The following is a 12,994-nucleotide window of genomic DNA, read 5'->3' as shown; positions in this document are numbered from 1 at the left end:
CTTTGCTGACGACAATAGCGCGATGGCCCCACCTGATCCCTTCCCGAACTCAGAAGTGAAACATCGTTGCGCCAATGGTAGTGTGGTTCGCCCATGTGAGAGTAGGTCATCGTCAGCTCTCTATTCTAAAGTAAAAGCCCCCTTCGCTAACGCGGAGGGGGCTTTTCTTTGTCTAGCATTAACGTTTTGTTCGTTTTAATATTAATTCAGCTATTTATTTTTTCAACTATAATTAGTCTCAATCAGATATGATAGAAAACTTAACTTATAAATTTTACAGATAAATATTATGTCAATTAAAGATTCAAAATCTTCTAGTTCACACCCGAGTATTATGTCTAAAGGTAAAAAAGAAGTTTTAGGTAGTTATGATTTTTTCACTACAATAGTTACCTTATACTCTACTGATGCTGAAGGTTGGGAAGAAGTAAAAAATTGTATGGTTCGTTTGAAATACTGCATATCTAAAAATGAATATATATCTTATAAAGATTATGATACTTTATCTAAGGTTATACCCTTAATATTTCATGAATATACTCATTTCTATGATTGCTCTTCTACTGTTTGGGGTGCTAGATACCTAGATATGATGGCGAAAGCGTATACAGCTGATAATCTTACTCATGGCGGGAAAGAACAAGACTTCCACCATGCTAAAAAATTCCATGACTTGATAAGATTTTCTCGTTTACCAGAATATTACACAGAAAATACGAAAGTCAAAGATGATAGTCGACCTTGGGATTATTTTGAATCTATAGGCAATAGATTTTCTAGTTCAGGTGAATTAACTGATCATCCGATAGTATTTACATGGTTTCTTAATAAGAATGGAGAGCAATTAGTAAGATCACCAATATCTACAATTTCTTTGTTGGAGTGTGCTGCTATGGCACAAGAGATCAATAAGAATCTTTTTCTTATTGATTTATTAGAGAAGGCTGAAAGGACTATTGAACTCAACATATACAGAAATAAAATTCTCGACTATATCTATAATAGGGATATCACTGAGTATTCAGTTTGTGCTCATCTTGTAGCAAATAAATGTCAGGAAACAGATATATTTCTTGCTTATAAAGTATCCGCGGTACTCTCTCGCCTTGTATTAAACACCCCGTCTAGCGTATTTTTACAAATAGCTGAACATTGTGACTTTGAAAGTATATTTGGTTGTACGGAATCAGCAGGTGAGTACATAGAAAAAATTAGAAAAGGATTGAGGTATTTAGAGCCAGGTTTTTTATATTATCTTATATGCCGTGCCATGTCCGATGGAAAACTAAATAAATTAGATGAAGGCTTTTCATTAATTTGTGCTAGCCTTCAAAAGCTCGGTGTTAATTATGAAGACCTGAAAAATGAGTCAAGAAAAGAGTTTCTAGAGTATTCTAGAGTAGCAGAGTCTTCGAAAATAGAGAGCATTTCTATGATAGCAAAGGCTGGTCAAAGGAATTATGAATTAAATAACTGGAATAATTTTAAGATCGACTTTCATCGTCTAAGTTTACCACCGGCTCGCCTAGATGATTTTAGTCAAGTGGACTTAATTTTAGCGGATGCTAACTCTTTGAAGTCAGTATGTCTAAATAAAATTGAAGAAGAGCTTTCAGTAGGGGAAAGTTGGGTTATAAAGTTTGTAGATGCTTGTGCATGAAAAGTTTAAGACTAAGAATTAAACTTTTAAAAATCCTATATTCAAATCTATATTTCCTAAAACAACTCACCCATCTCAATATCTTCCTCAAAATCAAACCCTAATTGCTCGTTTTTACACAGCCGCATGAGCTCAATACGTAGCTTACGTCCTGCGATCAGCCTTAACACCTCGCGTTGCTGCTCTGTCGTCATATGATGCCATCGTTGGCGCTCGGCTCGACTGCGCAGGCAACCAAAGCAATAGCCTTTTTTATTGCTTTGACAGACACCGATACAAGGGTTGTCAATGTCGAACAGCTCAAACTGTTGATTCATGGCGACTCCATTGCTATTACTGTCATTCCTTTGACTGGCACAAAACGATTATGACCATATTATTATGTCGCAAATACCGACTAATAGTGTGCCGTTTTATTGTTATTATTTTTGTGCATCGGGTGCTATGCTTAGCGTCACTGGCCTATATAAGACAATCATAACAAAATTAATAAGTGAGATGATACGTGAACCTGATTTATATCCATGGACTGGACAGCGATGCGAACTCAACCAAAGGGATGCTGTTAGAAAAATATTGTCAGCATCATTATTCTGATATCACGGTACTGCGTCCTGATTTGAATAAATCGCCTGCGCAAGTGCGTGAGCAGCTGTTGTCATTGATAGAAGGGTTAAATAATAGCAAAGATGAGCAGACGGGATCGTCCAATACGGTATTGGTCGGTAGCTCATTGGGTGGGTATTTTTCTACCTTAATCAGTAATCAAATAGGTTGTCCTGCATTGCTGCTAAATCCTAGCACGCAGCCTCATATTACTCTACAGCGCTTTTCTGATAACTCAGTATCAAATCAAGATAGTAGTGATGAGTCATCGGATAATAGCGTCCTACATACGACGGCGGGCGGCTGGCGTATTACGCCGTCAGATTTACAGTGGTTTGCAGATCATCAGATATTCCAAGTCACTTATCCCAATAAAGTTGCTGTACTGCTCAAACAAGGCGATGAGCTGTTAAATTCTAAACTGTCTCAAGCTTTTTACGAAGGGCAGGGCACATCGTTAACCGTACAAGCGGGCGGCGATCATCGCTTTAGTGACTTCGGTGAGCAGCTACCGATGGTAATAGAAGTGATACAGGGTTTAGTAAAGTCTTAAAGAGACGACATTATATGACGTGAACGATGGACTATTGACCTTAACGTCGCTGTTTTTGGTTATAATGGTTTTATAGAGTTAAACGTACATGAATAGTTAAGGATGCATTTGTGAGTCAATATAATGCGCAATCGTTAGAAGTTTTAGAAGGGCTTGAACCCGTCCGTCGTCGCCCAGGTATGTATACTGACACCACGCGACCAAACCATTTGGCGCAAGAGGTCATTGATAACTCGGTGGATGAAGCATTGGCGGGTTATGCCAAAACCATCAAAGTGCAGCTGCATAGTGATGGGTCACTGTCTGTCGAGGATGACGGGCGCGGTATGCCGACTGATATTCACCCTGAATTTGGTCAATCAGGTATTGAGCTGATTTTGACCCGTTTGCATGCGGGTGGCAAGTTTTCGACCTCTAATTATGAAGTATCAGGCGGCCTACATGGAGTGGGTATCTCTGTCGTCAATGCGCTATCAACTCGCGTTGAGGTTACGGTATGGCGTGATAGCACACAGTTTGATATGGCGTTTGAGAAAGGCGCACCCGTGACGCCGTTGACGGAAGCGGTCAGCTCCAACAAACGCAAACGTGGTACCAGAGTGCATTTCTGGGCCGATGGTAGCTTTTTTGATACGCCAAAATTTAACGTTAAGCAGCTCAAGCACAATCTAAAAGCCAAAGCGGTTTTGGCCGCGGGACTAACGATTGAGTTCACCGATGATATCAACGATGAAAAGGTCGTTTGGCAGTTTACGGATGGGGTTGTCGAGTATCTAAGCGAGCAACTGGATGGTCTTGAGACATTGCCAGAAGCACCGTTTTATTATAATTACGATGCGAAAGCGGGTGAACGTGCTGCCATTACCTTTGCGTTGTCTTGGTTGCCTGATGGTGGCACACCGATTCAAGAAAGCTATGTCAACCTTATCCCGACAGCGCAGGGCGGTACGCACGTCAATGGACTGCGTACAGGTATTTTAGAAGCATTGCGTGAGTTTTGTGATATTCATAACTTGCTACCGCGCAGTGTGAAGCTAACCGCAGAAGATGTCTGGGATGGGGTGAACTATATCTTATCCTTGAAATTCTCTGAGCCGCAGTTTTCTGGACAGACCAAAGAGCGCCTATCGAGCCGTGAGGCTGCTGGCGCTGTACAGACCTTGGCAAAAGATGCCTTTAGTTTGTGGCTAAACCAACATGCGGACATGGGCACGCAAATCGCTGAATTGGCGATTAATAAAGCAGGACGTCGCCTAAAATCAGCCAAAAAAGTCGCCCGTAAGAAAATCACACAAGGACCTGCACTGCCAGGTAAATTGGCAGATTGCCGCGGTGATCTGCGTGATGGTGCGGAACTGTTCTTAGTAGAGGGTGACTCGGCAGGTGGTAGTGCCAAGCAAGCACGTGATCGTCACTATCAGGCGATATTACCTCTGCGCGGTAAGATTTTGAATACGTGGGAAGTGTCCTCAGACACAGTGCTATCCAGCCAAGAGATTCATGATATCGCCATTGCAATCGGTGTGGATCCTGCCTCTGATGATCTGTCCGAGCTGCGTTACGACAAAATATGTATCTTGGCAGATGCTGACTCTGATGGCCTACACATTGCGACGCTGATCTGCGCGTTATTTGTGAAGCATTTCCCTGCGCTAGTGGATGCTGGTCATTTATTTGTGGCCATGCCGCCGTTGTACCGTGTGGATGTGGGTAAAGAGGTGCATTACGCGTTAGATGAGCCAGAGCTTGCGCATATATTAGCCAAGGTACCGGGCAATAAAAAAGCGCAAATTACCCGCTTTAAAGGACTGGGTGAGATGAGTGCTGAGCAATTGCGCGAGACGACGATGAGCCGTGATACACGCAGGTTAGTACAGCTAGATATGGATGATATGGTATTGACCAATGGCATTATGGATATGTTACTAGCGAAAAAACGTGCCGCTGATCGCAAGTCGTGGCTTGAGAGTAAAGGTGATTTGGCTGATATTTCTTAAGTGTCAGTAGTGAGTTTTAAGAAATGTATGTACAAAATATCGTAATGGGTCATTACTTATATTTATAGCTAAGCATTTTTTGCCATAGTAAAAGCACGCAAAAATCAGCCTCGCCTTAGAGGCTTAATGTTATGATGTCAGTATATTCATTATATTATACTGTCATGATACCAAAGATTTTTAAACGCTCTAAGTCTGATGCTGCTCCATCTACGCGCTCAAAAATACTGCCGAATCTTAGTAGAGAGCAGGTGGGTGAAAACGTGCCTAGGCGTGGCAATAAAGTATCGCCCATCATTGGCTCTTGGTTGATGAAAACAGCAGGATGGCGGACAGTCGGTGAGATACCTAATATCTCTCAGGCCGTGGTATTGGCACTACCGCATACCTCTAATGTCGATGGGGTTTACGCGATTCCTAGCTTATTTGCGCTGGATTTGAAAATTAGTATCATGGGTAAGCACACATTATTTAAAGTGCCTGTATTTGCGCAATTATTGAATTGGATAGGAGTCATTCCTATCAATCGTAGTGATAAAGGCTCAGTACTACAATCAAGTATCGATAAATTTAAAACGGGCAAGCCGCTGTTTTTGGGATTAGCACCCGAGGGGACACGGGAATATACCGAGAGCTGGAAAACGGGGTTTTATTATTTGGCCGTTGGTGCTGGTGTTCCTATCTTGCCAGTTGCGCTAGATTATAATACCAAGGAAGTTCGTTTTTTGTCTCTGGTCCATCCAACTGGCGATATCGAAGCAGATTTACCCAAAATCTATGCCCAGTACCAAGGCGTGATGCCGCGCCACCCTGAGCGTTTATCACAGCCACTACAGGATATTAATAACGCAGCTGAATAAAGCTTGTAACAGTATTATCGGTACTAATTTTAATAAATTTCTATAATTTAGCTCCAAAGATAAAAAACCCTTGATATTAAATTATCAGGGGCTTTTTTAAATAGGATCGCTTTAGTATCTATCCATCAGACAGCTAATATACTAAAACTGTGGCTGCCCATTAGATGCGCTGACACCACCATCAACTGGTAGATTTACCCCAGTAATCATAGAGGCATCATTACTGGCTAAAAAGGTAATGGCGGCGGCAATATCTTCTGGTGCTGCCAAACGTCCAAGTGGACAACGGGCTAGAAACTTATCTATTTTACTGTCATTGTCTTGAATAGCAGTCGTCATATTGGTTTTGGTCACGCTTGGGTTGACGGCGTTGACACGCACACCGTCAGGGCCGTGATCCATTGCTAGCGTACGCGTCAAATTGGTGACGCCCGCTTTGGCAGCGTTATAGGCGGCCATGTTCCAGTCACCGCCCATACCTGAGAGAGATGAGACATTGACGATATTGCCTTTGGTGGCGATTAGATGAGGCATGGCGGCTTGGCAGACATAAAACGTACCATTTAAATTGATATTGATAGCCGAGTGCCAATCTTCAGAGGATAGGTTTGTTATTTTACCTTGAATCGCTTTTCCTGCGTTATTTACCAAAATATCAATCTTCTCGAACTTATCAATCGCGCTGCTAATCATCCCTTGTACTTGGCTTTGTACGCTGATATCACAAGTGACACATAGGTAATTGTCGGTATGAATCCACGTATGATCTTCTGGGAATTCTGCTGCTGTCTGCTCTAATGTTTCAGCCGTACGTCCTACCAAAACGACTCTCGCGCCTTCCTCGGCGAAGCGAATAGCAGTTGCCCGGCCAATACCTGAACCTGCTCCAGTAACGATGACGGTTTTTTCTTTAAAACGCTTCATAATGCTCAATCCTTGTTATTATATAGTGCTTATTAAAATTCGATAAACGTACCTGACATTGATATGCGAGCGCAGCTTATAACTATAAGATCCACGCACAAGCATTGCTGCTTTGATATCATCATAACAAGTCATTACGTTGAAAGCGACTGTGTCTGATAGTGCTTATGTAGCGTAATTTTACATTCGTAAAAATGTTGAAACGCTGATAACTATATTTATAAATATGCCACCATTTTAATCAGCCAAAATGCCATTCATCACATATCATAAGATTATAAAGGGCTAGAATCTGTGTCTCATTTGTCTACTACAATATCCGATGGGGGCTATCTTGCTAGTGAGCTGGCCTGTTACTTACAGACAGCAGCGGTAGACATCGCTCTGGCTGGTATGCAGACTATTGAACAGCAATATGATGCTCGCTATAGCGCCCGCCACTATTATTACCAGCTCTCGGCGGGCAAGCTGCAGCTGCTGGCACTGACATTATACTTGCCCATGAGTACAAGCTCAGCTGATATTGAGCGAGCACGTATGACTGCTGTAAAAGCTGCGCTGGCATGGCATAAATCATCATTGTCTCAAAATGAACATGTTGCAGAGACTCATGATGTTTTGGTTTTTGATATTCAGCTTACGGATGTCACTGTAGAAAATGATAAGAAAAATACTGATAGTCAGGACAGCAAGCAATCAAATCACTTGCAACATGCTTTTGGTGCTCGTTATTTTTTAGAGGATTTAGTTGTAGACATGAGTGAGGGCGGGCAGCAATTGCAAGTCTTCAGCTGGCACGACTGGCATTCAATACTGGTTGCGGTACAAACATCCTGCGAGTTGTGGCGGTTTTTGAATTATCACTTAGAGCAACTACAATATTCGGCTATCAGCCATGTCCCAAGTTTTGTATCAGAAGAAGTGTTAGTCGCTGAATTTTTGCAAAGCGCCTCTTTATTCACACCTGCGATCACAGTAGACAATGCACTTATCAAGTATGACATTCAGGATAAACCCAATCCAGCATTGGTGGCCATGGCGCTTGCATATAAGAATCAGAGCACGACTGCGCAGATGTATCAACAGCATATGCAGCAGGCAGCCACGCTATGGTCACAGCTCAGTACACAAATGATAGCAGCATATGCTGATAAGCAGACATTTAATAATGACCAAGAATCATCAACCGAGCCGCTAGGGTTTCGTTGGCAGCATCAATTATTAGATGAGTCTCTATTTTCGCGTCATGAGCTGATCCGTACGCTATATAGGCATCCTAAGCAAAGTAAGGCGCTGCAACAAGATGGTTATATCGTACATCAGCATTCTTACGAAAGTTTGGGTCGGCATTATGTACTGATATTTTATGGACAAGATGCTCAAGCACACAATAGCAAAAATGCTATTCAACCGAATCTAGCCAAGATTGCACAGGATGTTGCGACTCGATTGCCAATAGCAGAGCTGCATCATATCGTTGTACTCGGTATCGACTTTATTACTGAGGCAAATGAAACGTTTATCGACATTGATGTGTGGATTCAGTCAGTGGACGCGATGACGCAAAGAGAGCGGCAGCTAACGAAGCAAATACAACAACTAAAGAGTAAAAAATCGCATCAAAGTATGCAAGAGGCGGAGAAGCAAACCGCTCAAAACTTTGAGAGTCATCCTCAATCTGACAACTTGCCTCAAGTACGTCTAAGTCTTTCTATACCGGCGCGAAAGAAATAATGAGCATGTAACATACTTTTAGAATTGAGCTGGGTATTCTACTAGAAGCTGCTGTAAGACTAATTTATACTGACACTCACAAAAAAAGACAGCCTAGGCTGTCTTTTTCTTATCTAAGAGTAGGTAGTTATTGATACTTATTTATTGATGTCATCGTTAAGATCATTACTAGGAAGGATTTGATCACTGTTATAGATATCATTGGTATCAGTATCTACGCGAGGAGTGTCAATCACATCAGTGCGCAAGCTAGTCGTTGACGTGCTAGCAGCTGAAGGTGTGTTGTCACGCACTGAATCAGCAACTTTTTCTTGCGTTGATGAGCTTGGCTGCAGCGTAGATTTTGCTTTTGCTTCGTCGCGCTCACGATCCATTTTATCTTGCATTTTACGTAGGAAGCGTGCGGCTGCTTCTTGACCACCAAGACCAAATGATAGGGCAAAGGCGACGGCGACGGCACCTAGCGTTAGGCCAAATGCTAGATTCACGATTGAATCTGCAATACCCATTGCTTTTAGACCCATAGCAAGTACAAGGCCCATAATCAATACACGGACAATGTTTGCTAAGAATTGTGAACCTTGCTCAGAACGCTCAACAACACCCGCAATAATATTGGCAAGCCAGAATCCGATAAACAGGATAATTGCACCTAAGATGATGTTAGCGCCAAATGCGATAAACATCGTAATAATAGCTGAGATAGGCTCGAAACCTAGTAAATCAGCAGCTGCAATAGCAGCAAATAGCATAGCAAAGAAGATAATCGCATAAGCAACTAAGTCAGAGATTCTCTTATCACCCATAGTCTCTTGCAAGCCAACTTTGGCAGGCATTTGATTGATTTGAGTGTTTTCAAGCAATCCTTTGACGATATTTGCAACCATACGTACAACATAGAAAGTCACAAACAAGATAGCCACTGCCATGAAGATGTTTGGCAATGCTTCCATGATTTTGTTTAGCATATTGGTCGCAGGGCGAGCAATAACGTCGATTTTTAATGCGTTCAAAGCAGCAATAATCGTTGGGATAATAACTACTAAAAATGCTAGCGAACCGGCAATATTAGGTAGGCTGTTTTGTTCACTTAAGCCAGCTTTCGTCGCTAACTCTTGAACATTAAAAGTAGAAACAAGGTTGGTTACAATGCCGCGTACGACTTTGGCAATGATATAACCAACGACAAAGACCACACCAGCGATTAGAATGTTAGGGATAAAGCTGAAGATTTTGTCGACCATATTTGTCAATGGTGCAAATAAACCATCAAGCTCTAGCTGACCGAGTACCATGGTCAAAACAACCAATAAGATGAACCAATAAACCATATCAGCGATGGTGCTGCTCATCGGTTTTACGCCTGCTTGTGCGCTTAGACGCTCGTCCATTGTTGTTTTAGAAAGCGCCGCATTGATTGCAGTGCGTGCGACAGTGGCGATGACCCAACCAATCACACCAAGCGCAATCGCACCGATGAGGTTAGGGATAAATGCCAATACTTGATTAACCATATTTGCAAATGGTGCCGAAATTGAGTTTAAATTTAGTTGGCTAAGCGCCCCTGAAATAGCAATGATAAAGATAAACCAAAAAACAATCTTGGAGATAATTCCCTCAAGATCGTAAGTTTTACCGGTTGAAGAGTTCATGCGTTGATTAAGATTGACTTTAGAGAGCACACCGCGGACAAGTGCTGCAATACCGAGTGCGACCAGCCAACCAATGATAAATATCAAAATAGCGCCAATGATAGAACCGATAGGCCCACCAAGATAACCGTTAAAAGATGTGTACATTGGGTTCATCTTATCCTCCTTGAATCATCCTATAGGTAACACTCAAAAGTATTGTTAGTACAATCACTGTTGAACGAGACAAATATATAGATGGTTTATTATAAATAGTGTCTTTAAATTGAGTTAGGCGAAGATATTATAATTTTCGAATAAAGAGGATTATCAAAAGTATCAGTCTGGTTTTTAGTTATCGCTTTGCTACTGACGCTCATATATCAACGATAAATACCAACATTCGATTACTTATCTCCTTAACCAATTTAGCTTAGCCTATGTATTGATGGATTTAAAGATAGAAAGCTTTACCTGCCACTATATTTGTGTGATAACTTGTTATTATAATAGGAAATATTAACACAGACTGTACATTCGCCCGATAATTTCATGTAAAGCGTGGTTCCCAAAACTAAGATTTGTTATTATAGAGCAATGTGACATCTCGCCACTATTCTTACAATCAGAGAGTAATCTATGAAAAAAATCACTACTTTAAGCATTAGTGCCCTTGCTAGTGCTATGTTGTTAATGACAGGCTGTAGCACCAATAACGGCAGTCAAGAAACAGCTGCTCAAAGCGTTTCTATCACTGAACAGAGCTCAGCAAGTGAAAAAGTGGGCTATAGCTTAGGATTCATGATGGCAGAAGGCAATAAAGAAGCTGTCAAAGATTTGAACCTGGATACTTTTGAAAAAGGTTTCCGTGATGGTTACGAAGGCAATGATTCAGCATTGACCCAAGAGCAAATGCAAGAAGTATTGATGACGTATCAAAAAGAGCAAGAAGAACAGTTCGCAAAAGACATGCAAACCAAAGCGACAGAAAATAAAACTGCTGGCACAGCATTCTTAGCAGAAAATGCGAAGAAAGAAGGCGTGAAGCAAACAGATTCTGGCCTGCAATATAAAGTATTGAAAGAAGGTACAGGTAAATCGCCAAAAGCAACTGACGTAGTGGAAGTGAACTACGAAGGTAAATTGATCGATGGTACCGTATTTGACAGCTCTTATGAGCGTGGTGAGCCAATTGAGTTCCCACTAAACCAAGTAATCGCTGGCTGGACGGAAGGTCTACAGTTGATGAAAGAGGGCGGCAAGTACGAGTTCTATATCCCATCAGACATCGCCTATGGCGAAGCGGGTAACGCTGGTATCGAGCCAAACAGCACGCTTATCTTTACGGTTGAGCTATTGAAAGTAAAATAATGCGTGATTGAAGCATTAATCTATAAAAAAGCCTTCATAATCATTATGAAGGCTTTTTTATGAGCAAAGGTTTTATATCAGTTTGGCTATAAACTATAGGTTTTTTTGAAAGACTTTAGAGTTACGACCATTGTGATACTTCTCCAGACGTGCTGCTGGCAAGGCACTTGCCTCAACTTCCGCAAAGCCTTGCTCCACGAACCAATGCGCGGTACGAGTGGTCAATACAAACAGCTTGTACAAACCATGGCTGCGCGCTTGCTGCTCTAAAAATGCAAGCAAATCAGCACCGCGACTGCCACTACGATATTCAGGGCGTACGGCAACGCAAGCGATTTCTGCGGACTCTGCATCTAACGTATGTAGCGCTGCACAACCCAAAATCATACCATCACGTTCGATGACGCTATAGTTATCGATTTCTTGCTCTAAGCGTTCACGTGAGCGGCTGACTAAGATACCTTGCTCTTCTAGAGGGGATAACAGCTCGATAAGGCCAACGACGTCATCGATATTGGCACGGCGAATTTCTTCGTAAGGATCATGGCTAATCAGCGTACCAGAACCGTCACGAGTGAATAATTCTTCTAATAGTGCACCGTTTTTGGCATAAGAGATGATATGTGTGCGATGGACACCTTGGCGGCAAGCCAAACTGGCGCAATTCAAGAAGTAATTGATTTCACAGTTCAAATCACGGTCACGTAAGAAGCGATCCACTTCGTTTGGAATCATCTCATGTAGTAAACGATCACCATCATTGATACCTGCTTCTTCACCCAAAAATATCAGCTTATCAGCACCCAGCTCAACCGCAGCGCTAAGCGCAACGTCTTCAGCGAGCAAATTGAATACTTCACCCGTCGCAGAGTAGCCCATAGAGCCTAAAATCACGATATGGTCATGCAGTAGGTTATTCTTGATGGCCTCAACGTCAATAGAGCGCACTTCACCCGTCATTTGATAATCAATGCCTTCACGAATGCCATAAGGGCGCGCCGTGACAAAATTGCCTGAGATGGCATCAATACGTGAGCCGTACATCGGCGAATTAGCCAATCCCATCGATAGCTGTGCTTCGATCTGTAAGCGAATCGCGCCAACCGCTTGCAGGATAGCGGGCATTGCGGCACGCGGCGTGATACGAATGTCTTGATGCAGCGGAGATTCAATATTATCGTCTTTTAGGTTTTTTTCGATCTGCGGTCGCGCCCCGTGTACCAATACCAGCTTGATACCCAAGCTATGGAGCAATGCAAAGTCATGAATCAGCGTGCTGAAGTTAGGATGATTGACCGCTTCACCGCCAAACATAATCACGAAGGTCTTGCCGCGATGCGTATTAATGTATGGAGCAGAGTTACGGAACCAATGGACGTATTCAGGGTTAATCTGTGGCATGGAACTAGTAGTCATAATGGGAGCAGTAGTCGTTAGAATAAGAAAAAGGGCGTAGCAAAAAAATGCCTAACGCTAAAGATTTACCATAGCAAAAAACGCGGTTATGAGCTATCTTTTATTTCAGCTGTGTTGAGGTCTTTTATTGCCCATCAGTGATATACACAACCTCAACACGGGGTTAATGTACACACAAATGCTTTTTGCTATGCTAAGCGCTATTGCTTTACTGTCAATGAACGAAGATAATCAATAAAAAT

The 12,994-nt window shown here is 42.2% G+C and carries 10 protein-coding genes and 1 rRNA gene; 7 read left to right on the top strand and 4 right to left on the bottom strand.

From position 1 onward, the window contains the following. Window positions 1–4: 4 nt before the first annotated feature. Window positions 5–118, top strand: a 5S ribosomal RNA gene (rrf, locus tag JMX83_RS07500). 171 nt (window positions 119–289) lie between these two features. Continuing rightward, entirely contained in the window at window positions 290–1,660 is a 1,371-nt protein-coding gene (locus tag JMX83_RS07495; RefSeq protein ID WP_201600187.1) for a hypothetical protein, read from the top strand. A 56-nt stretch (window positions 1,661–1,716) separates the two neighbouring features. Here the strand turns inward: JMX83_RS07495 and JMX83_RS07490 are convergent, their stop codons facing one another. Further along, a complete protein-coding gene (locus JMX83_RS07490) occupies window positions 1,717–1,977 on the bottom strand; it encodes a DUF1289 domain-containing protein (RefSeq protein WP_201600184.1) in 261 nt (86 codons plus the stop codon). A gap of 188 nt (window positions 1,978–2,165) precedes the next feature. Here JMX83_RS07490 and JMX83_RS07485 point away from each other — a divergent pair, with 188 nt between their 5' ends. The 3 genes from JMX83_RS07485 (at window position 2,166) to JMX83_RS07475 (ending at window position 5,676) form a co-directional block, all read left to right on the top strand. Then, window positions 2,166–2,819, top strand: coding sequence for a YqiA/YcfP family alpha/beta fold hydrolase (locus JMX83_RS07485; RefSeq protein WP_201600181.1), 654 nt, complete (start codon window positions 2,166–2,168; stop codon window positions 2,817–2,819). Between the two features lie 110 nt (window positions 2,820–2,929). Next, entirely contained in the window at window positions 2,930–4,816 is a 1,887-nt protein-coding gene (gene parE, locus JMX83_RS07480) for a DNA topoisomerase IV subunit B (RefSeq protein WP_201600178.1), read from the top strand. 131 nt (window positions 4,817–4,947) lie between these two features. Beyond that, a complete protein-coding gene (locus tag JMX83_RS07475) occupies window positions 4,948–5,676 on the top strand; it encodes a lysophospholipid acyltransferase family protein (RefSeq protein ID WP_227675779.1) in 729 nt (242 codons plus the stop codon). A 141-nt stretch (window positions 5,677–5,817) separates the two neighbouring features. Here the strand turns inward: JMX83_RS07475 and JMX83_RS07470 are convergent, their stop codons facing one another. After that, window positions 5,818–6,600: an SDR family NAD(P)-dependent oxidoreductase gene (locus JMX83_RS07470; RefSeq protein ID WP_075106519.1), complete on the bottom strand. Its 783-nt coding sequence runs from the start codon at window positions 6,598–6,600 to the stop codon at window positions 5,818–5,820. A gap of 294 nt (window positions 6,601–6,894) precedes the next feature. Between JMX83_RS07470 and JMX83_RS07465 the strand changes: the two genes are divergently transcribed. Then, entirely contained in the window at window positions 6,895–8,334 is a 1,440-nt protein-coding gene (locus JMX83_RS07465) for a hypothetical protein (protein ID WP_201600175.1), read from the top strand. A 137-nt stretch (window positions 8,335–8,471) separates the two neighbouring features. Here JMX83_RS07465 and JMX83_RS07460 read toward each other — a convergent pair whose 3' ends face one another. After that, complete coding sequence (locus tag JMX83_RS07460) at window positions 8,472–10,142, bottom strand: mechanosensitive ion channel (protein ID WP_201600172.1); 1,671 nt, start codon at window positions 10,140–10,142, stop codon at window positions 8,472–8,474. A gap of 462 nt (window positions 10,143–10,604) precedes the next feature. On the opposite strand from JMX83_RS07460, the gene JMX83_RS07455 reads away from it, so the two are divergent. Beyond that, complete coding sequence (locus JMX83_RS07455) at window positions 10,605–11,336, top strand: FKBP-type peptidyl-prolyl cis-trans isomerase (RefSeq protein WP_058025059.1); 732 nt, start codon at window positions 10,605–10,607, stop codon at window positions 11,334–11,336. A 93-nt stretch (window positions 11,337–11,429) separates the two neighbouring features. Here JMX83_RS07455 and argA read toward each other — a convergent pair whose 3' ends face one another. Further along, window positions 11,430–12,752 (bottom strand): amino-acid N-acetyltransferase, encoded by a 1,323-nt coding sequence (argA, locus tag JMX83_RS07450; protein WP_201600169.1) that lies wholly within the window; start codon window positions 12,750–12,752, stop codon window positions 11,430–11,432. Window positions 12,753–12,994 lie beyond the last annotated feature (242 nt).

It is taken from the genome of Psychrobacter piscatorii (assembly GCF_904846415.1).
GTDB classification, from domain to species: domain Bacteria; phylum Pseudomonadota; class Gammaproteobacteria; order Pseudomonadales; family Moraxellaceae; genus Psychrobacter; species Psychrobacter piscatorii.
Note: the sequence above shows the minus strand (reverse complement) of the source record. Positions and strands in the feature narration are given on the sequence as shown.

What these genes read in the sequence shown, in the direction of transcription:
- JMX83_RS07455 (WP_058025059.1), top strand. Translation starts at nt 10,605, where the DNA reads ATGAAAAAAATCACTACTTTAAGCATTAGTGCCCTTGCTAGTGCTATG.
- argA (WP_201600169.1), bottom strand. Translation starts at nt 12,752, where the DNA reads ATGACTACTAGTTCCATGCCACAGATTAACCCTGAATACGTCCATTGG.
- JMX83_RS07495 (WP_201600187.1), top strand. Translation starts at nt 290, where the DNA reads ATGTCAATTAAAGATTCAAAATCTTCTAGTTCACACCCGAGTATTATG.
- JMX83_RS07470 (WP_075106519.1), bottom strand. Translation starts at nt 6,600, where the DNA reads ATGAAGCGTTTTAAAGAAAAAACCGTCATCGTTACTGGAGCAGGTTCA.
- JMX83_RS07460 (WP_201600172.1), bottom strand. Translation starts at nt 10,142, where the DNA reads ATGAACCCAATGTACACATCTTTTAACGGTTATCTTGGTGGGCCTATC.
- JMX83_RS07490 (WP_201600184.1), bottom strand. Translation starts at nt 1,977, where the DNA reads ATGAATCAACAGTTTGAGCTGTTCGACATTGACAACCCTTGTATCGGT.
- JMX83_RS07475 (WP_227675779.1), top strand. Translation starts at nt 4,948, where the DNA reads ATGATGTCAGTATATTCATTATATTATACTGTCATGATACCAAAGATT.